Raw genomic sequence first — 23,218 nt, 5'->3', positions numbered from 1 at the left:
CTGAGTATAAGCGAGGGAGCTTTTTAAATAGCTGCTCTCCCCTACAAAGGCAAACCGCTCAGGATTCGGGCCTTGGAAGCTAACCCCGCGCCTATCTCGGCAGTTAGCAGCGGCAGGGCCGTATAATGCACAGCCTTTCCTCCCTCCCAGCTACATGCGTCTTTTTGTTTATTCTACCCTCAACCCTGCCGCCCGCGCTCAGCTGCTCAGCGGCCTGCCGCCAGCGGTAGAAGCCACGTTCCGCACCAACCTCCCCCTTGCTGCCCAGCAGCCGGCTTTTCAGCAGGCCGAGCTGCTAATGGGCAACCTGCCGCTTACCTGGTGTGCTGCCGGCATGCCCGCGGGCCTGCGCTTCTGGCAAATCGACTCGGCTGGGTTCGAGCGTTACGCTAGGCTGCAGCTGCCCTGCCCCGTGGCCAATGTGGGCGACTTCTACGCCTGGCCCTGCGCCGAAACCATGGTGGCGGGCCTGCTGGCTTTGTACCGGCGCATTCCGGAGCTGGCCGTGCTGCAGGAGCACCGGCACTGGGTGGGGGCCCCCATTCGTACCCGCACCGGCCTGCTGCGCCACAAGCGCGTCGTTATTCTCGGGGCCGGCGCCATTGGCCTGGCCGTACGGCATCAGCTCAGCGGCTTCGACTGCGAAGTGAAGCTGCTGGCTCGCTCCAGCCCTCAGGCGCAGCTGCACTCCAAAGCCGAGCTGCTGGCCGCCCTACCTGCTACCGACATTGTCATTAACTGCCTGCCTGGCAGTGCCAAAGGCTTTTTCTCGGCTGAGCTCATCCAGGCCATGTGCCCGGGCTGCCTCTACGCCAGCGTGGGCCGCGGCAACACCACCGACGAGCCCGCCCTCATCGCCGCGCTGCAGACCGGTCAGCTGGGTGGGGCCGTGCTCGACGTAACCGCCCAGGAGCCCCTGCCCGCCGACAGCCCGCTCTGGACCCTGCCCAACGTGCTGCTCACCCAGCACAGCGGCGGCGGCCAGCCCGGCGAAGACGAAGGCAAAGTGGAAATCCTGCTCCGCAACCTCTGGCACCTGCACCGCGGCGAGCCGCTGGAAAACCTGGTGGAGCTGAGCCGGGGCTATTAATCCATCCAACCAGCTAAACCATAATGGGGCTTACGCAAAAGGTTTGTCGAGCCAGCCGCAAAGCGACGCCACGTTGGTAGTAAACCATAAACAGAAAAGAGCCGCAAAGCGACGTCCGCTTTGCGGTTGAGGGAGTAGTGTAAGTCCTGGTATAAAACAAAGCAGCCCGGCATTTCTGCCGGGCTGCTTTGTTTTATAGCTGCAGCGTAAGCCTACGCCTGCTGCGTCTCCGCCATCTTGGTCAGGGCCTCCACCACATGCTCCGAGATGCCCATGCTGCTGAAGCCGCCGTCGTGCAGCAGGTTCTGCATGGTTACGTAGCGGGTCAGGTCCGAGAACAGGCTGATGCAGTAGTCGGCGCAGGCTTCGGCCGGGGCGTTGCCCAGCGGCGACATCTTGTCGGCGTAGTCGAAGAAGGCGTCGAAGCCGCCCACGCCGGTGCCGGCGGTGGTTTTGGTGGGCGACTGCGAGATGGTGTTCACGCGCACTTTCTTCTGCACGCCCAGGCGGTGGCCGTAGTTGCGGGCAATGCTTTCGAGCATGGCCTTGGCCTGCGACATGTCGGTGTAGTCGGGGAACACGCGCTGGGCGGCGATGTACGACAGGGCCACGATGCTGGCCCACTCGTTCAGGGCGTCCTGCTTTTCGGCCACGTGCATCATCTTGTGAAACGACATGGCCGACACGTCAATCGTTTGCTGGAAGAATTTGTAGTCCAGGTTGCCGTAGTCCTTCTTCTTGCGCACGTTGGGGCTCATGCCGATGCTGTGCAGCACGAAGTCGAGCTTGCCGCCCAGGTGCTCCTGCGCGCCCGAGAACAGGGCTTCCAGCTCCTCCACCGAGGTGGCGTCGGCCGGGATGATGGGCGCGTCGCACTCGGCGCTGAGCTTCTTGATTTCGCCCATGCGCATGGCAATGGGGGCGTTGGTCAGCACGAAGCGGGCGCCCTGGGCGTGGGCGCGCTGGGCTACTTTCCAGGCAATGGATTTCTCATCGAGCGCGCCGGAGATGATGCCGACTTTGCCGGCCAGAAGGTTGTTAGACATGGGTGAATTGGCAAGTTGAGTGAATGGCTAATGGCGCAGCCACTTCCGCAGCTGCTCCATTTTCAGCGCAAGTTAGCCATTCAGGCCTTCACCCCTATACCCGATACCCTGCCTTAGAGAGCCGCCACCTCGCCACCGCGCAGGGCCAGCAGCTCGCGGGCGCTGGCGTAGGCGCTTTCGCTGGGCTTGGCCCCGGCAATCATGTGGGCAATTTCCTTGATGCGCTCCTCCGGGCTGAGCTCGCGGATGCGGCTCACAGTGCGGTCGGCCCGGTCTTCCTTGTACACGAAGTAGTGGGTGTCGCCGGCCGCGGCCATCTGCGGCAGGTGGGAGATGGCCACCAGCTGGTGCTTGTGGGCCATCTGCTGCATCATGCGGCCCACCTTCACGGCAATTTCCCCGGAGATGCCCGTGTCAATCTCGTCGAACACAATGGTTGGCAGAGCCGTCTTGTCAGCCAGCATGTACTTGATGCAGAGCATCAGGCGCGAAAATTCCCCGCCGGAGGCCGCCTTGCTCAGGGTCTGGGGCTGCGCGCCTTTGTTGGCCGTAAACAGTATGCTCACCACGTCGGTACCGCTCACGGTGGGCGCCCCAATGCTGTGCTGCACCACGATGCGGGCGTGAGGCATGCCCAGGTCGGCCAGCAGCGCGCTCAGCTCCTTCTCGAAGCGGGGGAAAGACTTGCGCCGGCTTTCCGAGAGCTTGCCCGCCTGCTTGTTCACGGCCGCCAGGGCCGTTTCGGCATCGCGCCGCACGCGGGCAATTTCCTTGTCCAAGTTCAGCACCGAGCCCACTTTCTGGCGCAGCTCCTCGCGCAGGCCGATGAGGCCGGGCAGGTCGCGCACCTGGTGCTTGCGCTGCAGGGTGTAAATGGTGTTGAGGCGCCCCTGCAGCTCCTCGGCCCGGGCCGGGTCGCCTTCGGTGTTGCGCTCGGCGGTTTCCACCTCGTCGGCAATGTCGTGCAGCTCAATCAGCACGCTGTCGAGGCGGGCCCGCAGCTCCTTGAAGCTGTCGGCGTAGCCGGCCACCTGCCCCAGCAGAATGGCCGCGTCCTTCATGCTGCCGGTGGCGCAGTACTCGCTGTCGCGCAGCCCGTGCAGGGCCTGGCTGAGCTTGTACTTGATTTCCTCGGCGTTTTCAAGCTGCTTGATTTCCTGCTCCAGGGCTTCCTGGTCTTCGTTGTCGAGCTGGGCCTCGTCGAGCTCATTCAGCAGGAAGGCATTGTAGTCCAGCTCCTTGCTGGCACGGGCGGCCTGGTCTTCCAGCGACTTCAGGTCGGCTTCCAGCTTGCGGTACTGGCGGAAGGCGTTGCTGTAGTGCGTGCGCTGCGGCACCAGCCCGGCATACAGGTCGAGCAGGTTGAGTTGAAACACGGCGTCGCCCAGCAGCAGCGTGTCGTGCTGGGAGTGAATGTCCATCAGGTTAGCGCCGATTTTGCGCAGGGCCTCCAGCGTTACCGGCGTGTCGTTCACGAAAGCGCGCGACTTGCCCGTGGGGCTGATTTCGCGGCGCAGAATGCACTGCGCGTCGTAGTCCAGGTCTTCGGCCTCGAAAATGTCCTGCAGCTGGTAGTTGGCAATATCAAACTGTCCCTCAATCACGCACTTGCGCTCGGTATCGAACAGCATGCGCGAGTCGGCGCGGTTGCCCAGCAGCAGGCCGATGGCGCCCAGCATAATGGATTTGCCCGCCCCGGTTTCCCCGGTGATGATATTTAGCAGGGCCGAGGGCCGCAGCTCCAGCTGTTCAATAAGGGCGTAATTCTGGATACGTAAATCGACTAACATAAATTGTAAATTATGAATTATAAATTATAAATTATGAATTAATAAAAGGCGCAGTAATTAGCTGCGCGCATTTATAATCCATAATTTATAACTCATAATTTACCTTAAAACAGTTTGGTACTTGGCCGAGTTCGTGGGGTCGACCTCAATTAGCATTGTCACCAGCTGCTGCTTTTGCTGCTGGTTGTTGCTGGTGCGGAAAATGTTGGCAATTTCTTCGGCCTTGGCATCGAAGAAGGCGCGGGCGAAGAGCGTGCCGGGGCGGTTAACGGCGGTTTGCTGCAACCCGGTCAGGGCCGTCATCACAGCGGTACGGGCCTGGTCGGGCTTTTCAATAAAAATGTCCATTCCCAGGCGGTAGTAGCCATACAGCGCCGTGCGGAAGGCTTGCAGCTGGGGGTCGGTCAGGTTGTTCAGAATCCAGTAGCGGTTGCGTGAGCCGGCTTCGCGCCAGCCCCCGTCCACTTCGTTGGTAGTGGTCTGGTTAGCCGAGTAGTTTACGATGTTGCGCGCCAGGTCGTAGTACGGGCTGCCGCCCAGCGGGGCAAAGGTGTCGCGGTCGATGCCAATCACCAGGTAAGCGTAGAAACCCAGCAGCGACGAGAGGTTAGACACAAAGCTGTTGCGGGAGAAGTCCAGCGGGTTCTGCGGCGAGTAGTTGAACTGAAAGTCGCGGTCGGTGAAGCTCACCACGTTGGTTTCGTAGCCGGTGCCGTAAATGGGGCGGGTAGAAATCAGGCGCATGGTGGCCTTGTAGGTGCCGTTGGTGGGAATCTCGGTGATGCCCACAAACATCTTGAGCTTGATGCGCTCCTCCGGCCGGTAGGTTTCCTCGGTCCAGGCGCGGGTGTTGAGCAACGACTGCATGTCGTTCTGCATCTGCCGCACCAGCGTGGGGTCGGAGATGGTAACGTTCTCAGTCGTGACGCTTACTTCGGCCAGCAGCTCCTGGGCAGCGGCGGGCCGGAAGGCGAGCAGCGTCAGCAGCGACAGGGCGGTCAGGAATTGGTACTTCATGCGGAGCGGTTCAGGCGGGCCAGAATCAGGCTAACAAGGTCGCGGGCCACGTCGGCCTTGGACTTCAACTCAAAATTAACGATTTGGCCGGCGGCATCCAGCACGGTCACCTTATTGGTGTCGTGGCCAAAGCCGGCCCCGGCATCGCGCAGCGAATTCAGCACAATCAGGTCGAATCCTTTACGCTGCAGCTTGCCCTGGGCATGCACCAGCTCGTTTGTAGTCTCCAACGCAAAACCGACGGCAAATTGTTCAGCCCGCTTGCGCCGTCCGAGCGTCGCGGCAATGTCCACGTTTTTCACCAGCTCAAGCGTGAGCGTGTCGCCGCTTTTCTTGATTTTTTCGGCTTCCACGTGGGCCGGGCGGTAGTCGGCGACGGCGGCGGCAAACACCCACACGTCGGCGGCGCTGGCCCCGGCCTCCGCCGCCGCAAACATCTCGGCCGCCGTTTCCACCCGCACGGTACGGATACGCGCATTGTCCGGCACCGGCAGCTGGCTGGGCCCGCTGATGAGCAGCACGTCGGCTCCCTGTCGCGCAAACTCCTCGGCAATGGCGTAGCCCATTTTCCCGGTCGAGCGGTTGCCCAGGAATCGAACCGGGTCTAATGGTTCGTAGGTAGGGCCGGCAGTAAGCAGGACGCGCATTATTTGAATTAAAAATTATTAATTAAAAATTAAAAATTGTGGGACAGCAAATCCGTGACTGGTAGAGCTTTCCACTGATTTTTTAATTTTTAATTTTTAACTGCACCGCCAGCTGTACTACAATGTCTTCGGGCTCCAGCATGCGGCCGGGGCCTTGCAGGCCGCTGGCCAGCTCGCCGGGCGGCGAGTCGAATATGTAGTTGCCAAAAGAGCGCAGGCGGGCCAGGTTTTGCGTGACGGCAGGGTGCGCAAACATGTCAAGGTCCATGGCCGGAGCCAGAAACACCGGACAGCGCGCCGACAGATATACCGCACACAGCAGATTGGGACACAAGCCATTCGCTAGCTGGCCAATGGTATTGGCGCTGGCCGGAGCAATGAGCAGCGCATCGGCCCAGAGGCCGAGCTCCACGTGGTTGTGCCACTCCCCGGCCGCGGCATCACGCAAAAAGCCCGTCAGGACGGGCTTTTTGGAGAGGGTGCCGAGGGTGAGCGGCGTAACAAACGCAGCGGCGGCCTCGGTGAGGACGACCTGAACTTCGGCGCCGGCTTTTACCAAAAGGCGCACGAGGTGAGCCGATTTGTAGGCGGCGATGCTGCCCGTCACACCCAGCAGGATGCGCCGGCCGCGCAGGGTTGCTTGTTTCTCGTTGCTAGCTTCAGGTTCAGTTATCATGCAACGAAGTAACAAGAAACAAGCAACCAGGAACCTTAGAACAGCTCGCGGGGAATGGGAACAACCTCCGGCTCGGGGGTGGAGTAGAAGATTTTGCCCTGCAGAAACTCCTCGATGGCCAGGCTGGTGGGCTTGGGCATGCGCTCGTAGTGCTTGGAAACCTCAATCTGCTCGCGGTTTTCGAACACTTCCTCCAGGTTGTCGACGGTAGAGGCGAACTCCGACAGACGCTCATTCAGCTCTTCCTTGAGCTTGAGCGAGAGCTGATTGGCGCGCTTGGAAATCACGGCAATGGCTTCGTACACGTTGCCGTCATCGCCGGTAATATCGGCCAGGTTGCGCGTCACGATGGAGCTCGACGGGGTGTTGGGATTAGCTTTCATGGAATGAATTTATGTTACTTGTTGCTGGGTTCCGGCTGCTTTTCGCTTGTTCGTAGTCGGGTGTTATCAGACGACAAACCAGAAACTAGCAACCAGAACAAAAAACTTATTTAGAGGCCGAAGCCGGCTTCAGCTTGGCCACTTGGGCCCGGCTGTCGTCATAAATAGCTTCGGCCGCCTTCAGGTTTTTGCTTTTGGGGAAGGTATCAATAAACCGCTGGTAGAAGGCGACGGCTTCCAGATAGCGTTCCTGCTGCTTTTCCTCCACGCTTTCCTTGGCCCAGGCGTGCTGGGCCATCAGACGCAGAAAGTCGGCTTCCTCGGCATAAGCCGACGCCGGGTACTGCTGCTGAAAGTTGGTGAGGGCCACCACTGCGGCCTGGTTGTAGCGCAGCTTGTAGTAGAGCTTGGCACTATCGAAGGCTTTGTTCTCCAGCTTTTTCTGCAGCTCCTGCGACATGTTGTCCGACTCTGTGCGGTACTGGCTGCTGGGGTAGCGGTTCAGGAACTCCTGCAAGGCCTCCAGGGCCGACAGCGTGTTGGTCTGGTCCAGCTCAAATTCCGGCGAGTCGCGAAACAGCGACTTGGCGTGCATGAACGTAGCCTCCTCAGCGTATGTCGAGTTGGGGTACGTATCGGCGAACTGCTTGAAGTAGTACGCACTCAGCACGTAGTTGCGCTGCTTGAAGTTGGTGGTGGCAAAGTAAAACTGGGCCTTCTCGGCTTCGGGCCGCCCTTTCAGCAGGGGAATCAGCTCTTCGAGCAGGGTGCCGGAGCGGAAGTAGTCGCCTTTGTCGTAATACTTGATGGCAGCTTCGTACTTCTTGTTGACGTCGGTGCTTTTCAACAGGCGCTGATAGCCATTGCTACAGCCGCCGAGCACAAGCGAACCAACAAGCAGAAAGAGAACCGTAAGGCGGGGAATGGGCATAAGGGGTGCAAAGGTAACGATTTGAGCCGGCGAAGGCAAGCTCCTTTAAGAGCTTAGATGTGAGACGTTAGCCCTTAGACATGAGAATTGCTCTGGTGTAGCGGCAAGAAGGGTCTAATTTCTACTGCCTAAGCCCTGAGCTCCTATCCAGGTAGGCTAAGGCTAAGAGGGGCCATTGTTCATCAAGGTTGCATGCTCAGGGGGATTTGGCCGGGCGGGCAGCTTTGGCAGGAAGGGGTGCCGCTTTGGTCTTGCGTCCGGGAGCAGCGGCTGCCTTTTTCTTAGCCGGCTTTTTCGCAGGCTTGGCTTTGGCCTTAGGCTTAGCCTTTCGCGGCGGCCGGTCGTCGAACTGCTTGCCCAGTACCTGCCGGCGCTTGGGGCGCTCGGCCACCCGCCAGCTGTAGCCCTTCAGCCGCTGGTCGGGCCCTTTCAGCTCGTGGGGTGGGATAAAGCTGGCGTCGGGGTTGGTGAGAAAGGAGATGGTTTTGAGCTTGCTGTCGGCAAAGCGCAGCACCATGTTGGCCGACACGGCCTTGTTCATGCCCGTGGTAGCGGTGTCATTCTCCAGGGCATAGTACAGGCTTTCGGCGTTGCCCAGCACATCCACCCGGTTGATTTTATTATCTCGGAAGTAGGCCACCATGTTGCGGCCCTTCACCTGGTTGAAGTTCAGCAAAGTATCCTGCCCTACAATAAAGGAGTTGGCGTAGAGCCGCATCTGGTCGACCTTGCCGCGCTTCTGCCGAATCTGCATGGAGTCGGCCGTGAGCTGGTTTTTGCCCTGCCACAGCACCGGGTCGCGGTTGAGGTAGATGATGCTGTCCTGCCGGTCGTAGGTCAGGGAGTCGCAACGCCCTTGCAGGTCCTTGCGGAAAATCTGCACCTTGGGCCAGGCATAAAGGATGGAGCGGCTACTAGCCTGGTTGGGGCGGGCTTCCACGCTCAGCAGCGTATCGGCGGCCATGTACAGGGTGTCGCGGTCGGAGATGTTGCGCACCACGGGGCGGCCCCCGTACACCTTGGTGCGGCCCAGGGCCCGCCAGTAGCGGCCCACGTCGCCGCGCAGGGTTACGTTGTCCTTTTTGGAAATCATGTTCACGTGGCCGGTGGCAATGCCGTACAGCTTCAGCTCGTCGTACACCAGCTTGTCGCCGCCGAGCAGGTACTCGGGCGTGTCAATCTTGGCGTTGCGCTCGAAGTTGGCCACCCGCGTCACGGTGTTGTAGGTGCCGCGCTCGGCGTAGAGGTTGCCCTGCTTGCCCTTGATGCGGGTGGGCCCGTTGAAATAGGCAATCTTGCTGATGGTGTTGTAGCGCAGCGTGTCGTTGTTCAGCTCCGAGTCCTTGGTAACCAGGTGCACGTTGCGGATAAAGACGAAGACCTTGGAGCTGGTATCGTAGTAGCCCTGCTGGCTGTCAAGAGTATTCTGGGGGTCGACGAGGTGGCCGCCCTGGGTGTAGGCCGCCGTTTTGCGGTTCAGGTCGTAGTCGAGCGAGGGCGTGGTCAGGGTCATGCGCGGGTCGCGCATGGTCACGTTGCCGGTCATGCGGGCCAGGCGGCGGTCGCCGTCGTAGAAGCCCCGGTCGCCGGTGATGGTCACCGTGTCGTTCTGCACCACCCGCACGTTGCTGAAGGCTTCCACCTCGTTGCGGCCCAGGTACTGGTAGGCCGAGTCGCAGTACAGGAAGGCGTCGTCCTGGCGGAAGCTCACGTTGCCGATAAGCTTGCGAATCTGCACGCCGTTGAACACGCCGCCCACCAGCTCCTGGGTGCCGGGCAGCAGCTCAATGCGCGAGCCTTTCACGATGGGCGGCTGCGCCGGGTTGGCCGGGGCCGTCGCCGGGCGGGCAGTGCCGGGGCGGGCAGGCTGCTGGGCCTGGCTCAGCCGCGGCAGCAGAAGAAGGAGAAGAAAAAGGAAACGGGAAAGCGGCATTCAGAGGCCAAAGGTAGGGACGGCCCGGCGCTAACGTCCATCTTTGCACGATAGTGCCCGGGGCCTCACCCCCCGCCCCCTCTCCGAAAAGGAGAGGGGGAGCCTGACGACTATTGTAGTAGATGCGCATTTGTCATCCTAAGCTTGCGAAGGACCTTATCTCGCTTTGATGAGATGCGTTAGTTATTACTGAAAAAACGTTCTGGCGTGATAAGGTCCTGCATCTCGCTACGCTTCATTTAAAATGACTAAAGGCCAAGATAAGGTCTGACTACTTAATACTTAATACTCAATACCAAAATCCTATGCTCGACCAGGTCCGGCAGTTTATTGAAGAACAAAACCTGTTTTCCATCCCCGACGACCCCATTCTGGTGGCCGTGAGCGGGGGGCTCGACTCGGTGGTGCTGCTCGACGTGCTGCACCGCCTGGGCGTGTCGCTGGCCGTGGCCCACTGCCACTTTGGCCTGCGCGGCGACGAGGCCGATGCCGACGAGCAGTTTGTGCGCAAGCTGGCCAAGCAGTACAAGGCGCCCTACTTCGCCGAGTTTTTCCAGACCAAGGAGTTTGCCGAGAAAGAAGGTATTTCGACCCAGATGGCTGCCCGCCTGCTGCGCTACCGCTGGTTTGAGCAGCTGCGGCAGGAACAGAACCTGGCTTACATCGCCACGGCCCACCACCAGCGCGACGCCGCCGAAACCATGCTGCTGAACCTTACCCACGGCACGGGGCTGGCCGGCCTGCACGGCATTCAGGCTAAAAACGGCCACGTGGTGCGCCCCCTGCTGCACATGGGCAAGGACTTTCTCAACGACTACATCGTCGACCACCGCCTTATCTGGCGGGAAGATGCCAGCAACGACAGCCCCGTGTACCAGCGCAACCTGCTGCGCCACGAGGTGCTGCCCGTGCTACGCGAAATCAACCCCAACCTCGACCATACCCTGCAAACCACCGCCGAGCGGGTGGGCGGGGCCGAGGAGATTGTGCGTCGCTACGTGGCTGACACCCAGGCCCAGGCCCGGCGCGACGAGGCCGAGGCTACTTACCTCAACATTGCCACCCTGCAAAGCACTACCGCCACCGCGCTGGTGCTGCACGAGCTGCTGCGCCCCTTCAACTTTTCCTGGCTGGTGGTGAAGGACATTGTGGCCGGCTTTCGGGCGCCGTCGGGGCTGAAGTTCTTCTCCCCTACCCACCTGCTGATTAAGGACCGCGAAAACCTGGTCATCACCCCGCGCCGGCTTTCGCAGTACGGCACCTTTCAGCTGGCAGCGGGCCAAACCGACCTGCTGGCGGACGGCATGCGCCTGCGGGCCGAGCTGCGGGAAGTAGCGGGCGGCTTTGATATTCCCCGCTCCAAAAGCACGGCCGCCCTGGATGCCGACAAGCTGAAGTTTCCGCTTACGCTGCGGCGCTGGCAGGAAGGCGACTGGTTTATGCCCCTGGGCCTGAAGGGCAAGAAAAAGCTCAGCGACTTCCTCATTGACCAGAAAGTCCCTCTCAACCTGAAGGATGACGTGCGGGTGCTGGCCTCGGCCGACGGCAAAATCTGCTGGGTGGTGGGCTGGCGCGTCGACGACCGGTTTAAGGTGAGCGACGAGACGGCACGAGTGCTCACCGTGCAGCGACTCTAGGCACAACAAACGATTTCGGTTTGCTCCTTCCTTTGCCCGGAGGTACTTTTGCCCTGATAACGAAAACTCCTCACCCAACTCCCATCTCATGAAAGTTACCGTAATCGGAGCCGGCAACGTAGGCGCAACCTGCGCCGATGTGCTCGCCACCCGTGAAATTGCCAACGAAGTTGTGCTGGTTGACATCAAGGAAGGCATTGCCGAAGGCAAAGCTCTCGATATCTGGCAGAAGGCTCCGGTTATTGGGTACGATACGCGCACCGTGGGCGTAACCAACGACTACGCCCGCACGGCCGACTCCGAAGTGGTGGTAATCACCTCAGGCCTGCCCCGCAAGCCCGGCATGAGCCGCGACGACCTGATTTCGGTTAACGCCGGCATCGTGAAGTCGGTAACCGAGCAGGTGGTGAAGTACTCGCCCAACGCCATCATCATCGTGGTGAGCAACCCGCTGGACGTGATGACCTACCAGGCGCACCTCACCTCGGGCCTGCCCCGCGAGAAGGTGTTCGGCATGGCCGGCATCCTGGACACGGCCCGCTACCGCGCCTTCCTGGCCGAGGCCCTCAACGTGAGCCCCAAAGACATTCAGGCCGTGCTGATGGGCGGCCACGGCGACACCATGGTGCCCCTGCCCCGCTACACCACCGTGGGCGGCATCCCCGTTACCGAGCTGATTGGCAAAGCCGAGCTTGACGCCATCGTGCAGCGCACCGCCGTCGGCGGCGGCGAGCTGGTGAAGCTCATGGGTACTTCGGCCTGGTACGCTCCCGGTGCTGCTGCCGCCCAGATGGTGGAAGCCATTGTGCGCGACCAGCGCCGCGTGTTCCCCGTGTGCGTGGAGCTGCAGGGCGAGTACGGCATCAACGGCGTATACCTCGGCGCCCCGGTTATCCTGGGCAAGAACGGCATCGAGCGCGTGATTGAGCTGCAGCTCAACGACGACGAGAAGGCCCTGCTCGAAACCTCGCGCGGCCACGTGAAAGAGGTAATGGACGCCCTGGACAAAATGGGCCAGGCCCAGCCGGCTTAACGTTTTCGTTAGGATTCTTTAAAGAGGCAACGGGCCGCTCTGCTACTGCAGGGCGGCCCGTTTTTTTGTTTGATATCTGCTGGGCTTGCGTAGCTTGCCACTGCTAATCAATCATTCATGCACCTTTACCTTATTGACATCAATGCGGAAGTTACCGCTGCCTGGGAGCAGGTTTTCGCCGATGTGCCGCAAGTAACCGTTCGGCACGGCTCGATTTTCGACACACCTTGCGACGCCATCGTGAGCCCGGCCAATAGCTTCGGCTTCATGAATGGCGGCATCGACTTCGCCATTTCCAAAAATCTCGGCTGGCACATAGAGAAAGACCTGCAGCGCCTGATTCGGGACCGGCACTACGGCGAGCTGCTGGTCGGCCAGGCCGAGATTGTGCCCACGGGGCAGAGCTCCTTTCCTTATCTGGTAGCGGCCCCGACCATGCGCACGCCCATGACTATCACACGAGGGCCTAACGTGTACCTGGCCATGAAGGCATTGCTGGTGCTGCTGCTTGATGGTAAAATGCCCAGCGGGGAACCAGTTGCCGACCACGTCCGCAGCGTGGCTATACCGGGCCTGGGCACCGGCGTGGGCCAGGTGCGGCCGCTGGTGTGCGCCCGCCAGATGCGCATTGCCTGGGAAGATGTAATGCAGCGCAAGTACGCTACCAAAGCAGGCTGGGAAGAGCTGCGCTCCAATTACGCATACTTCTACACCCACGACCAGAAAGACCTCAAATACCCGATTAGCTAATAATAAATAGCTTAATGGTATATGCTCACAGTTCCTTTCATCAGCTCTATGCCCAGTGCTGCCGCCCTTGCTGATGCCCTGCATGCCTTAGCCAACCCTGCCCGGGCCGCGCAATTGAAGCGCTTTTTCAAAACCGGGCCCGGCCAGTACGGCGAGGGCGACCAGTTTCTGGGCCTCGACCTGCCCCAGCAGCGGCTGCTGGCCCGGCAGTTTCGGGAGCTGCCCTTGGCAGAGGGAGAGCAGCTGCTAGGCAGCCCCTGGCACGAGTTCCGGCAGACGGGCCTTATCATCTGGACGCTGCAGTTTGCCAAAGCCGGCCCGGCCGGGCGGCAGGCCATACACGAAGCTTACCTGCGCAACCGGCAGCGCGTCAACAACTGGAACCTGGTGGATATTACCTGTCCGCTGCTGCTGGGCACTTACCTAATGGATAAAGACCGTAGCCTGCTGTACGAGCTTGCGGCGGAAGACCAGCTTTGGAGCCAGCGCATGAGCATTGTGTCTACCCTAGCCTTTATTCGCAAGGGGCAGTTTGCCGACACCTTTGCCTTAGCAGAGCAGCTCTTGCATCACCGCCACGACCTGATTCATAAAGCCATGGGCTGGATGCTGCGGGAAGTAGGCAAGCGCAGCCCGGAAGCACTGGAAGAATTCCTGGCCGACCATGCCCGGCAGCTGCCCCGAACCGCTTTGCGCTACGCCATCGAGAAGCTCGACCCTGTTCGCCGTCAGCTGTACATGGCCCGCTAACGCAGGACACGACACGCGAGCACGCTGGCTGCGAGCAGGTTACTGCTGGCTAGCCTTGAACAGCTTCTGCTTTTCCTCCTTGCTCAGGCTTTCGTAGCCGGAGCGGGAAATCTTGTCCAGAATGAGGTCGATTTCATCCTGAAGCTGCTGGTTTACCGGTTTTCTGGCGGGGCCGGCGCCAGTGGCTGCCGTAACCACCGGCTCGGGGCGGCGCGTGCTGCTGGCGCGCATGGCCGGCCGGCGGTTGAACAGGTTGCTGAACCAGCTGCCCACGGCCTGAACCGGCCGGCCCAGGTCGCGGCCGGCTTTGAGCTGCTTGATGAAGACGAAGCCCAGCAGCGCCCCAGCGAGGTGGGCAAGGTTGCCACCAATATTGCTACCACTAATACCAGCTATCGATAATAAGACAACAACTGCTGCAATCCATTTAATTTTTACCGGGCCCAACAGGATTAGCATAAAGGTGTAGTCTGGCAGCAAGGTCGCTGCAGCTACAATGATAGCTGTGACTGCTGCAGATGCACCAATCATTGTTGGCACTTCACCAACCTGTTGAATACCAGGGAGAAAATTAAATGATATTAGAAAAATTACAGTTCCTGACAATGCGCCTAAAATATATAAACTGACTAGGCGACGGTCTCCAAGATACTCTTGTATTAATTGCCCAAACCAGTATAAGTTGAGCAGATTAAAAAGAATGTGAAGGACTCCTCGGTGAGTAAAAGCATATGTCAATAATGTCCAAGGGTGTCTTAACACTACTGTTAAATTGGAACTTAGTTCAAATTGCTTTATTACTGTGTCAAACCAATGCTTAACACCACTTAAAGTAAAAATGGCTTGCACCACAATCAGCACAGCAAAAACCAGCACGTTCAACACAATCAACTGGTTGAGGGCGTTGTCGCGACGGGTGAAAACGTTTTTGATGTCGTCGGTGATGCTCATGGTGCTACCACGTATTAGTTGGGGTGCTGGTTCTGCTTTGCTGGCTAAGGCCGGAGCCTTAGATACGTACCAAAGCAGTCCTATCCAAAATCAGAAATTCGAAAAAAGGAACAGGTACTAATAGAACTCTTGCCGGCCCCGCTCCCAGAACTTGAGTACGATAAAGCCAATCAACAAGCCGGCCAGGTGGGCGAAGTGTGCCACATTGTCGCCGGGCGTGCGGTGCACGCCCGCGTAGAGCTCATACAAGGCGTACAGCCCCACGAAATACTTGGCCTTTATCGGAAACGGAAAGAAGAGCAGCATCAGCTCGGTATTGGGGAACAGGTAGGCGAAGGCGAACAGCAGCCCGAACAAGGCCCCCGATGCGCCGACCATGCCCCCGCTCTTGGAGTTCTGCATCTCGCTTACCACCGTGTTTACCGACTTCACCGCGGCCCCGATGTAATCCTGGTTCTGCGGGTCAGATTCCATGGCCCGGGCCAGGGTTTCGTAGCCCGTGTAGCTGGGCGCATATTCGCGAAAAAACTCGGCAAAGCCGCCGCCCGAGGGCTGGGCCACAAACTCCTGCCGGGCCTTTTCCACCTGCTGCCCTTCGTAGAAGCGCACCCCTTCGTAAAGCACGCCGGCTCCGATGCCGCATATCATCCAGAAAGTGAGAAAGCGCTGGCTGCCCCAGCGTTGCTCCAGCAAAGGCCCGAAAGATACCAGGCCAAACATGTTGGAGAAAATGTGCATCAGCCCCCCGTGCAGGAACATATAGGTGATGAACTGCCAGGGCTGGAAGTAAGGCGAGCCGATGGGATACAGGGCGCCAATCTGCATGATTTGCGGCAGAAAAGCTACCTGCGCCAGGTAGATAAAGGCGTTGGCAAAAAGCAGACTGCGGACGGTCGGGGTCAGGTTAAACATGCAGGAGCATTGGTTTCTGATGGCTTGGGCCGCATCGCCCGTAAGCGAGCACCACAAGCCCGGGCAAAACTAGTACGGGGCGCGGCTCCCAGCGGCGGCAGACCCAGAGCAAGGATACGCGCCGCCCTACTTACGGAAAAAATCCGCCAGCTGCTGCCCGTCGATATTAACCAGGGTACGGCGCCCGTCCGGGGTGTAGCCGGGCACTTGGCAGGCAAAAAGACGGTCGGCCAGCGCGGTCAGCTCCGCCTCAGGCAGGCGGGGGGCGCTGGTGGCCACCGCCACGCGCCGGGCCAGCGCCCGGGCCAGGCGGTCGTGGCGGTCGAGCTTCACGGGCCCCGGTGCCGTACGAAACTGCTCCACCAGCCCTTCCAGCAGCTCTTTTTCGTTTTGAGACGGCATCCCCGCCGGCACAGCCTCGATGGCAATGGTATTGGGCCCAAAGTCGCTGTAGCGAAAGCCCAGGGCATGCAGCGCCTCGGTCAGCTCACGCAGCACCGCAAAGTCGGCCGGTGAGAAAGTCACCGTGCGCGGAAACAGCAGCGCCTGCGAAGTACCGGCCGTGCGGCTCAGCTCCTGGCTGTACTGCTCGTAGAGAATGCGCTCCCGGGCCGCTTCCTGGTCGAGTAGCAGCACGCCCGACTTCACCGGCATGAGCACGAAGCGCTGCTGCACCTGCACCGCCCGGCTCCCGGCTCCGCCGCTCTCGCGCGAGGGCATGGCCGCGGCCGGGGCTGGCTCGGGCATCTCCAGCGGCAGGACGGGGGCTGCGGCCAGCCCAGAGGGCTGGTCGAACTCGGGCACAAACGTGGGCATCGGCCGCGAGGAAGCCACGGCTGGCTGCTCGCCGCCCAGCAGGTCGTCTTCGCTTTGTACCGGCTGGCCCAGCTCGCGGTAGAAAGCCTCCAGCTCGCGCTTGGCCTGCTCGCTGGGTCGGCGCTCGAAGCCATCGGTGCGGGTGTCCGCATGAAAGTTGCCAAAGCCCGAGCTGGCCGAGGCCGGCCTTGCCGCCCGGGGCTCCACTGAAGCCGCCAGGGCGTCGGGGCGGAAGTCGGCCCGGCTGCCCGCGGCGCGGTCGGCCGGGCTGGCAGCGGGCAGGTGGGCGCCAGTGCCGGCGTCGCCCTTGCCGCCGCGCAGGGGCCGGATGGGCGCGAAGTTGACGTCGCCCTCAAAGTCGAGCGAGGGCGCGATGTTGTGCAGGCCCAGGCTTTGCTTGACGGCCGCCCGCACCACGGCATACACGGTTTTCTCGTCCTCAAACTTGATTTCCGTCTTGGTGGGGTGCACGTTGATGTCGATGGCCTTGGGGTCGAGCTCCAGAAACAGCACGTAAAACGGGTGAGCCTCCCGGGGCAGCAGGCCTTCGTAGGCGGCCAGCACGGCGTGGTTGAGGTAAGCCGAGCGGATAAAGCGGTTGTTGACAAAGAAAAACTGGTCGCCCCGGCTTTTCTTAGCCGACTCCGGCTTGCCTACAAAGCCCTTCACGGTGATGAATTGCGTTACTTCCTCGCAGGCCGCGAGCTGCTCCTTGTAGCCATTGCCCAGCAAGGCCACGATACGCTGGCTGAGCTTGCCGGCCGGCAGGCTGAACACTTCCAGGTCGTTCTGGTACAGGGAAAAGGCAATCTGGGGGTTGGCCAGGGCCACGTGCTGGAACTCGTCGAGAATGTGGCGCATCTCCACGGCATTGCTCTTCAGAAAGTTGCGCCGGGCCGGCACGTTGAAGAACAGGTTCTTAACGGCGATGCTCGTCCCATCAGGGCAGGCCGTGGGCTGCTGGCTGCTTATCTGCGAGCCTTCCACCAGCAGCAGGGTGCCGGTGTCATACTCACGCTGCTTGGTGCGGATTTCCACCTGAGCCACGGCCGCAATGGAGGCCAGAGCCTCGCCCCGAAAGCCCAGGGTACGAATCCGGAACAGGTCTTCGGTCGAGCGTATCTTGCTGGTCGCGTGCCGCTCCAGGCTCATGCGGGCATCGGTGGGCGACATACCGGCCCCGTTGTCGACCACCTGCACCAGCTGTTTTCCGGCTTCCTTTACAATAAGCTGGACCTGGGTGGCCTTGGCGTCGACGGCATTTTCCAGCAGCTCTTTCACCACCGAAGCCGGCCGCTGCACCACCTCGCCGGCCGCAATCTGGTTGGCGAGGTACTCGGGAAGCAGTTGAATGATATCGGGCATAGTTGGGTGCGAAAAGTGGCGGGGAGCAGCACAGTTTTTGGGGCGCTTAAGCTTTTGAGAGACAAGCCGCAGCTTATGCTACAATATTGCTTATTCTGTGGCGTTTTCAACCCGCCACACGGTTTTTTGCGTACCTTTGCCAGCGAATTACCTGGGGTGAAAGCCAAAAACTTGCACCTTCTTCTCCAGGTTCTTTGCTTGCACAGACCACCCAAACGGAACCCGCAAACCCCTGGCGCGGTTCCGCTGCTAACCACGACAAAAGTACGGCCTGCCGGCCCTGATTACCCTTTGAACTCACTAAACAACCCTGTAGGGCTGATTCGCACCAATTTTCGGCTTGGCCTCGTCGCCGTGCTGTTGTTGGCATCGGGCCTGCTGCTGTCGTTTTCGGAGCCAAAGAAGCTGCCCGCCGACCCTCTGCCAGCAGCACCTATAGAAATGGCCTGGGTGGATAGTGTGTTCAACTCGCTCACGCCCGAGCAGCGGCTGGGCCAGCTGTTCATGGTGGCTGCCTACTCCAACAAGGAGCGCGCCCATGCCAACCGCATCGAGCAGCTGGTGCGCAACCAGGCCATTGGCGGGGTGATGTTTCTGCAGGGCGGCCCCAAGCGCCAGGCGCTGATGACCAACCGCCTGCAGGCCGCCGCCCAGGTGCCCCTGCTCATCGCCATGGACGCCGAGTGGGGCCTCGACATGCGCCTCGACTCCTCGGCCCACTTCGCCAAGCAGATGACGCTGGGCGCGATGGACGACGAGAAGTACGTGTACCGGATGGGCCGCGAGATTGCCCGCAAGATGCGCGCCCTGGGCGTACACATCAGCTTTGCGCCGGTAATCGACGTCAACTCCAACCCCAGCAACCCGGTAATCGGCAACCGCTCCTTCGGCGAAAACCAGGAGAAGGTGGCCAAGCTGGGCATTCAATACATCAAAGGCCTGCAGGATAATGGGATAATGGCCGTGGCCAAGCACTTTCCCGGACACGGCGACACCGACACCGACTCGCACGTGGCCCTGCCGGTTATCAACACCGACCTGGCCCGGCTGACCAAAGTAGACCTGTTCCCTTTCCAGAAGTCGTTCGAAGCCGGGGTGATGGGCGTGATGGTGGCCCACCTCTACATGCCCCTGTTCGACACCACCAACGCCCGCACCACTACCCTCTCCTACAACCTGGTGACGGGCCTGCTGAAGGACAAGATGGGCTTCAAGGGGCTGGTGTTTACCGATGCTCTGAACATGAAGAGCGTCAGCAAGATTTACAACGACGGCGAGCTTGATGCCCAGGCCCTGGCGGCCGGCAACGACGTGCTGCTGTTCTCGGAAGACGTGCCGGCGGCTTTGCGCCGCATCCGCGAAGCCATTACCGCGGGCAAGCTCAAACAGGACGACATTGACCTGCGGGTAAAGAAAATCCTGCGGGCCAAGTACTGGGCCGGGCTCTCTCAGTACAAGCCGGTGCGGCTCTCGGTGCTGCACGACAGCCTGAACCGGCCCAGCACCCGGGTACTGGCTCAGAGCATCTTCGAGCACGCCATCACAGTGGTGAAGAACGAAGACAAGCTGCTGCCATTCAAGCGGCTTGATACGTTGCGCATTGCGGCCATCACCATCGGCACCCATGCCGAGGGGCCCTACGCTACCATCTTCAACAAGTACCAGCCCGGCCCGGTGTTCGCCGTGTCGGACCGCTACGCCCCCGACTCGACTTTTGGCCGTATCCGGGCGCGGCTGCGGGGCTATAATGTGGTGGTGGTGAGCCTCCACAACATGAACAACACGCCCGCCCACAACTACGGGCTGGGCGATGGGGCCCTCAACTTCATCAAGCAGCTGCAGGCCAACACCCGTATTAAAACCGTGGTAGTGGCCATGGGCAACGCGTACGCCCTGAAGTTCCTGGAGAATTCGCGCACGCTGGTGTGCGGCTACGAAGACCATTACGCAGGTCAGATTGTGGTGCCGCAGGTGCTGTTTGGCGCCCTGCCGGCCCGCGGCAAGCTACCGGTTACCGTGTCGCCGCTGCTGCCCGTGGGTACCGGCATTGCCACGCCCGAGCTGAACCGCCTGCGCTACGCGGCCCCGGAGAGCGAAGGCCTGGACTCGCGCACCCTGGCCCTGATTGACAACATTGCCCTCGAAAGCCAGACCTACGCCGCCGCCCCCGGCTGCCAGGTGCTGGTAGCTAAAAACGGTACCGTGGTGTTCGACCAGAGCTACGGCTACTGCACCTACGACCAGTCGCAGCCCGTAACGAGCAGCACGCTCTACGACCTGGCTTCGGTGACCAAAGTGGCCGGCACGCTGCAGGCCGTGATGTACCTCAAGGACCAGGGCAAGCTCGACCTCGACGAGAAAGTAGCCACCTACCTGCCCGAACTGGCCCGTACCAACAAGCGGGAGATGACCGTGCGCGAGGTGCTGCTGCACCAGGCCGGCCTCAAGCCCGGCATTCCTACCTGGGAGCGCACCATCACCAGCAGCGGCCTCAAGCCTACGTTCTACGCCAGCACCCGCTCCGACGACTTTCCCAACGAAGTAGCGCCCGGCGAGTACAGCACCAAAGCCGCCGACGACTCGGTATGGGCCTGGACCATGCGCTCCAGCCTCATGCCCAAGATTAAGGGCAAGTACCCGGTGGAGTACTCCGACCTGAGCTTCATCATTATGAAGCGCCTGAGCGAGAAGCTGCTGGGCGAGCCCATCCACGTATTCCTGCAAGACAACTTCTACCGTCCGCTGGGCCTGGGCAGCATGACTTACAACCCGCTGCAGCGCTTCCCCAAGAGCTGCATCGCGCCCACGGAGAAGGACACATACTTCCGCCGGGGCCTGCTGCAAGGCACGGTGCACGACCAAACCGCGGCCCTGGTAGGCGGCGTGGGCGGCCACGCCGGGCTGTTTGCCACAGCCAACGACCTGGCCGTGCTGATGCAGATGAACCTGCAAAACGGGCGCTACGGTGGCATCACCTATTTTCAGAACCCGGTGGTATCGGAGTTTGCCCGGGTGCAGACGGCCGGCAACCGCCGCGGCCTGGGCTGGGACCACGGTACCCCGGAAAAAGCCGAAGGGCCTACCAGCAGCCTTTCGCCGCCCAGCACCTTCGGCCACACCGGCTTCACGGGCACCTGCGTGTGGATGGACCCGGAAAACAAAATCCTCTACATCTTCCTCTCCAACCGCGTGTACCCCGACGCGGCCAACAACAAGCTGCGGCAGTACAACATCCGCACGCGCATTCACGACGTGATTTACAAGGCCATGGCGGCGGCCAAGCAGAAAGACTAGCGCCCGGCTTCGACCGAAAGGGGGCTACTGCGAAATAAAAAAGCAACATTGGGGGCCCTGAATCGTCTTTGCAAAGACCTTGGCTTAGCCAACATCCGGACGCAATACCGGTTTGGCTAGCTGAGCTTTCCTCTTCTGCTTTTCGCATGAACATCGGCATTGTTTGTTACCCCACCTTTGGCGGCTCCGGCGTAGTGGCCACCGAGCTGGGCAAAGCCCTGGCCCAGCGCGGCCACCGCGTGCATTTCATCACCTACAGCCAGCCGGTCCGGCTCGACTTCTTCAACGAAAACCTCTTTTACCACGAGGTGTACGTGCCGGCCTACCCCCTCTTCCAGTTTCCGCCCTACGAGCTGGCCCTAACCAGCAAGATGGTCGACATCGTGCAGAACGAGAAGCTCGACGTGCTGCATGTGCACTACGCCATTCCGCACGCCTCGGCCGCCTACATGGCCAAGCAGATTCTGCGCACCCGCGGCATCAACATTCCGGTGGTTACGACCCTGCACGGCACCGATATTACCCTGGTGGGCAAAGACGCCAGCTACGAGCCGGTGGTCACGTTCAGCATCAACCAGAGCGACGGCGTGACGGCCGTGTCGGCCGACCTCAAGCGGGAAACCTACGCGTATTTCGCCATTGAGAAAGACATTCAGGTCATCCCCAACTTCATCGACCTGAGCCGCTTTAGGAAGCAGAACAAAAGCCACTTCCGGGCCGCCATTGCCCCCGATGGCGAAAAGCTGCTCATTCATACCAGCAACTTCCGCTCGGTGAAGCGGGTGGAAGACGTGCTGCGCATCTTTGCCGGCGTGCGGGCCGCCCTGCCCGCCAAGCTGCTGCTGGTGGGCGACGGCCCCGACCGCTCGCGCATGGAAAAGCTGGCCCGCGACCTCAACCTGCAGCAGGACATTCGCTTCCTGGGCAAGCTGGAAGCGGTGGAGGAAGTGCTCAGCGTGAGTGACCTGTTCCTGATGCCCTCCGAGAATGAAAGCTTCGGCCTGGCTGCCCTCGAAGCCATGGCCTGCGAGGTGCCCGTGGTGAGTACCAACGCCGGCGGCATTCCCGAGCTGAACGTGCACGGCGTGACCGGCACCGTAAGCGCAATCGGCGACGTGGCCGACATGGTGAAGAATGCCCTTTTCATCCTGGACGATGAAAACCTCCCCCGCTTTAAGGACGCCGCACGGGCCCGGGCCGAGGAGTTTGAGATTGGGCAGATTGTGCCCATGTACGAGGAGTGCTACCGCAGCGCCATTGAGGCGGCACAGAGTGTGGTGGCGTAAGTTGTTTCGTGTCATTGCGAGGCCGTAGGCCGCAGCAAACGCAGTTCGGCGTAGCCAATCTTTCCTCTAGCACTCAGAAACCAGGTAAACCCAGACATAGAAAAAGCCCCAACGCCAGCATAGGCGTTGGGGCTTTTTTATGCATCACACCTCAGTGGCGACTGAATGCTAGAGGACGGATTGGCTACCCGAACTGCGTTTGCCGCGTTCCGCTGCGCTGCACTCGCAATGACACGTTCTCCTGACTTAAAACAGCCCGGCGGCCTCGCGCTTCACCGAGCTCAGGGCCTGGTCGGTGGGGTCGGCGGCGTCGGTCATCATGCCTTCGAGGATGCGCTTGGCCAGCTCGGTGCCGCGCAGCTGGGTGGGGTTCTGCAGGCCGTGGTAGGCCCGGTTCACCATGGTCAGCACGTTTTCTTTGGCTTCCTTCACCAGGTTCCAGGCTTCGGGCGACACGTAGAGCTGCTGGGAGAGGTTGTGCTCGTACTCGGCCCGGATTTCGTGCTGCAGCTGCCGGTGGTAGTCGGCGGCCGTTTGCCCGGCGCTGCTCAAGCGCACCAGGATGTTGTTGGGCGAGATGCGCTCCAGGAACAGGATAATACGCTCGTAGGCCTGCAGGCGAATGGGCAGGGTGGCCTTGCTGTTTTCCAGACGCAGCTCGATAACACGGCGCTGCTGCTCTTTTTCCAGGTACTGCTGAATGAGCAGAAAGATGGCCCCGGCCACGATGAGGGCGGGTAGAATGATTTTCAGCAGGTCGAAAAGATAGGCAGTGGTATCCATGCACAAACACCAGGCGGCAGCCTGGCACGTAAAAGGGGTGGTGGGGGCGGTATAACGCAGCCGCGGGCTGCTTGGTGTAGCAGGCAAACTTACGCCGTGAACCGTGGCCCCCCAACTGCTGTTTACGT

19 protein-coding genes are annotated in these 23,218 nt (G+C 60.7%); 7 read left to right on the top strand and 12 right to left on the bottom strand.

The window, feature by feature from the left end:
- The first annotated feature begins 154 nt into the window (after window positions 1-154).
- Window positions 155-1,090 carry a D-2-hydroxyacid dehydrogenase gene (locus ABD919_RS23045; RefSeq protein WP_345238452.1) on the top strand — a complete coding sequence of 312 codons (936 nt, stop codon included), beginning with the start codon at window positions 155-157 and terminating at the stop codon, window positions 1,088-1,090.
- A gap of 212 nt (window positions 1,091-1,302) precedes the next feature.
- Here ABD919_RS23045 and ABD919_RS23040 read toward each other — a convergent pair whose 3' ends face one another.
- The 8 genes from ABD919_RS23040 to ABD919_RS23005 form a co-directional block, all read right to left on the bottom strand.
- Window positions 1,303-2,136 (bottom strand): enoyl-ACP reductase FabI, encoded by an 834-nt coding sequence (locus ABD919_RS23040; protein ID WP_345238451.1) that lies wholly within the window; start codon window positions 2,134-2,136, stop codon window positions 1,303-1,305.
- A gap of 113 nt (window positions 2,137-2,249) precedes the next feature.
- Window positions 2,250-3,926: a DNA repair protein RecN gene (gene recN / locus ABD919_RS23035; RefSeq protein WP_345238450.1), complete on the bottom strand. Its 1,677-nt coding sequence runs from the start codon at window positions 3,924-3,926 to the stop codon at window positions 2,250-2,252.
- 99 nt (window positions 3,927-4,025) lie between these two features.
- Entirely contained in the window at window positions 4,026-4,943 is a 918-nt protein-coding gene (gene porD, locus ABD919_RS23030; protein ID WP_345238449.1) for a type IX secretion system protein PorD, read from the bottom strand.
- Window positions 4,940-5,590 carry a phosphopantothenoylcysteine decarboxylase domain-containing protein gene (locus tag ABD919_RS23025; RefSeq protein WP_345238448.1) on the bottom strand — a complete coding sequence of 217 codons (651 nt, stop codon included), beginning with the start codon at window positions 5,588-5,590 and terminating at the stop codon, window positions 4,940-4,942. The genes porD and ABD919_RS23025 overlap by 4 nt, the downstream gene beginning before the upstream one ends.
- 82 nt (window positions 5,591-5,672) lie before the next feature.
- A complete protein-coding gene (locus tag ABD919_RS23020) occupies window positions 5,673-6,266 on the bottom strand; it encodes a flavoprotein (RefSeq protein WP_425556432.1) in 594 nt (197 codons plus the stop codon).
- A gap of 35 nt (window positions 6,267-6,301) precedes the next feature.
- Window positions 6,302-6,649 (bottom strand): DNA-directed RNA polymerase subunit omega, encoded by a 348-nt coding sequence (locus tag ABD919_RS23015; RefSeq protein ID WP_345238447.1) that lies wholly within the window; start codon window positions 6,647-6,649, stop codon window positions 6,302-6,304.
- A gap of 106 nt (window positions 6,650-6,755) precedes the next feature.
- Window positions 6,756-7,580, bottom strand: coding sequence for an outer membrane protein assembly factor BamD (locus ABD919_RS23010; RefSeq protein ID WP_345238446.1), 825 nt, complete (start codon window positions 7,578-7,580; stop codon window positions 6,756-6,758).
- Window positions 7,581-7,776: 196 nt separating this feature from the next.
- Window positions 7,777-9,513, bottom strand: coding sequence for an OstA-like protein (locus ABD919_RS23005; RefSeq protein WP_345238445.1), 1,737 nt, complete (start codon window positions 9,511-9,513; stop codon window positions 7,777-7,779).
- A gap of 305 nt (window positions 9,514-9,818) precedes the next feature.
- Between ABD919_RS23005 and tilS the strand changes: the two genes are divergently transcribed.
- From tilS to ABD919_RS22985, 4 genes are all read left to right on the top strand, one after another.
- Window positions 9,819-11,150, top strand: a complete 1,332-nt coding sequence (gene tilS, locus ABD919_RS23000; protein ID WP_345238444.1) for a tRNA lysidine(34) synthetase TilS — start codon at window positions 9,819-9,821, stop codon at window positions 11,148-11,150.
- Window positions 11,151-11,238: 88 nt separating this feature from the next.
- On the top strand, window positions 11,239-12,183 hold the full coding sequence (gene mdh / locus ABD919_RS22995) for a malate dehydrogenase (RefSeq protein ID WP_345238443.1): 945 nt from the start codon (window positions 11,239-11,241) through the stop codon (window positions 12,181-12,183).
- Window positions 12,184-12,300: 117 nt separating this feature from the next.
- A complete protein-coding gene (locus ABD919_RS22990) occupies window positions 12,301-12,933 on the top strand; it encodes a macro domain-containing protein (RefSeq protein ID WP_345238442.1) in 633 nt (210 codons plus the stop codon).
- Window positions 12,934-12,954: 21 nt separating this feature from the next.
- Complete coding sequence (locus ABD919_RS22985) at window positions 12,955-13,683, top strand: DNA alkylation repair protein (RefSeq protein WP_345238441.1); 729 nt, start codon at window positions 12,955-12,957, stop codon at window positions 13,681-13,683.
- A 39-nt stretch (window positions 13,684-13,722) separates the two neighbouring features.
- Here ABD919_RS22985 and ABD919_RS22980 read toward each other — a convergent pair whose 3' ends face one another.
- The 3 genes from ABD919_RS22980 to mutL form a co-directional block, all read right to left on the bottom strand.
- Window positions 13,723-14,634 (bottom strand): rhomboid family intramembrane serine protease, encoded by a 912-nt coding sequence (locus ABD919_RS22980; RefSeq protein WP_345238440.1) that lies wholly within the window; start codon window positions 14,632-14,634, stop codon window positions 13,723-13,725.
- A gap of 117 nt (window positions 14,635-14,751) precedes the next feature.
- Window positions 14,752-15,546 carry a rhomboid family intramembrane serine protease gene (locus ABD919_RS22975; protein ID WP_345238439.1) on the bottom strand — a complete coding sequence of 265 codons (795 nt, stop codon included), beginning with the start codon at window positions 15,544-15,546 and terminating at the stop codon, window positions 14,752-14,754.
- Window positions 15,547-15,672: 126 nt separating this feature from the next.
- A complete protein-coding gene (gene mutL / locus ABD919_RS22970) occupies window positions 15,673-17,727 on the bottom strand; it encodes a DNA mismatch repair endonuclease MutL (RefSeq protein ID WP_345238438.1) in 2,055 nt (684 codons plus the stop codon).
- Window positions 17,728-18,018: 291 nt separating this feature from the next.
- On the opposite strand from mutL, the gene ABD919_RS22965 reads away from it, so the two are divergent.
- Together ABD919_RS22965 and bshA are read left to right on the top strand one after the other, a co-directional pair.
- On the top strand, window positions 18,019-21,021 hold the full coding sequence (locus ABD919_RS22965; protein ID WP_345238437.1) for a serine hydrolase domain-containing protein: 3,003 nt from the start codon (window positions 18,019-18,021) through the stop codon (window positions 21,019-21,021).
- Window positions 21,022-21,167: 146 nt separating this feature from the next.
- Window positions 21,168-22,307, top strand: a complete 1,140-nt coding sequence (gene bshA / locus ABD919_RS22960; RefSeq protein WP_345238436.1) for an N-acetyl-alpha-D-glucosaminyl L-malate synthase BshA — start codon at window positions 21,168-21,170, stop codon at window positions 22,305-22,307.
- Window positions 22,308-22,553: 246 nt separating this feature from the next.
- Here the strand turns inward: bshA and ABD919_RS22955 are convergent, their stop codons facing one another.
- Complete coding sequence (locus ABD919_RS22955) at window positions 22,554-23,090, bottom strand: DUF7935 family protein (RefSeq protein WP_345238435.1); 537 nt, start codon at window positions 23,088-23,090, stop codon at window positions 22,554-22,556.
- Window positions 23,091-23,218 lie beyond the last annotated feature (128 nt).

Origin of the sequence: Hymenobacter saemangeumensis (assembly GCF_039541835.1) — a bacterium.
In the GTDB taxonomy this organism is placed as follows: Bacteria; Bacteroidota; Bacteroidia; order Cytophagales; family Hymenobacteraceae; genus Hymenobacter; species Hymenobacter saemangeumensis.
This window is presented reverse-complemented; position numbering and strand designations above follow the sequence as displayed.

What these genes read in the sequence shown, in the direction of transcription:
- bshA (WP_345238436.1), top strand. Translation starts at nt 21,168, where the DNA reads ATGAACATCGGCATTGTTTGTTACCCCACCTTTGGCGGCTCCGGCGTA.
- ABD919_RS22980 (WP_345238440.1), bottom strand. Translation starts at nt 14,634, where the DNA reads ATGAGCATCACCGACGACATCAAAAACGTTTTCACCCGTCGCGACAAC.
- ABD919_RS22990 (WP_345238442.1), top strand. Translation starts at nt 12,301, where the DNA reads ATGCACCTTTACCTTATTGACATCAATGCGGAAGTTACCGCTGCCTGG.
- mdh (WP_345238443.1), top strand. Translation starts at nt 11,239, where the DNA reads ATGAAAGTTACCGTAATCGGAGCCGGCAACGTAGGCGCAACCTGCGCC.
- ABD919_RS22985 (WP_345238441.1), top strand. Translation starts at nt 12,955, where the DNA reads ATGCTCACAGTTCCTTTCATCAGCTCTATGCCCAGTGCTGCCGCCCTT.
- ABD919_RS23010 (WP_345238446.1), bottom strand. Translation starts at nt 7,580, where the DNA reads ATGCCCATTCCCCGCCTTACGGTTCTCTTTCTGCTTGTTGGTTCGCTT.
- recN (WP_345238450.1), bottom strand. Translation starts at nt 3,926, where the DNA reads ATGTTAGTCGATTTACGTATCCAGAATTACGCCCTTATTGAACAGCTG.
- ABD919_RS23020 (WP_425556432.1), bottom strand. Translation starts at nt 6,266, where the DNA reads ATGATAACTGAACCTGAAGCTAGCAACGAGAAACAAGCAACCCTGCGC.
- ABD919_RS23045 (WP_345238452.1), top strand. Translation starts at nt 155, where the DNA reads ATGCGTCTTTTTGTTTATTCTACCCTCAACCCTGCCGCCCGCGCTCAG.
- ABD919_RS22955 (WP_345238435.1), bottom strand. Translation starts at nt 23,090, where the DNA reads ATGGATACCACTGCCTATCTTTTCGACCTGCTGAAAATCATTCTACCC.
- ABD919_RS23015 (WP_345238447.1), bottom strand. Translation starts at nt 6,649, where the DNA reads ATGAAAGCTAATCCCAACACCCCGTCGAGCTCCATCGTGACGCGCAAC.
- tilS (WP_345238444.1), top strand. Translation starts at nt 9,819, where the DNA reads ATGCTCGACCAGGTCCGGCAGTTTATTGAAGAACAAAACCTGTTTTCC.
- ABD919_RS23025 (WP_345238448.1), bottom strand. Translation starts at nt 5,590, where the DNA reads ATGCGCGTCCTGCTTACTGCCGGCCCTACCTACGAACCATTAGACCCG.
- ABD919_RS22975 (WP_345238439.1), bottom strand. Translation starts at nt 15,546, where the DNA reads ATGTTTAACCTGACCCCGACCGTCCGCAGTCTGCTTTTTGCCAACGCC.
- porD (WP_345238449.1), bottom strand. Translation starts at nt 4,943, where the DNA reads ATGAAGTACCAATTCCTGACCGCCCTGTCGCTGCTGACGCTGCTCGCC.
- mutL (WP_345238438.1), bottom strand. Translation starts at nt 17,727, where the DNA reads ATGCCCGATATCATTCAACTGCTTCCCGAGTACCTCGCCAACCAGATT.
- ABD919_RS23040 (WP_345238451.1), bottom strand. Translation starts at nt 2,136, where the DNA reads ATGTCTAACAACCTTCTGGCCGGCAAAGTCGGCATCATCTCCGGCGCG.
- ABD919_RS23005 (WP_345238445.1), bottom strand. Translation starts at nt 9,513, where the DNA reads ATGCCGCTTTCCCGTTTCCTTTTTCTTCTCCTTCTTCTGCTGCCGCGG.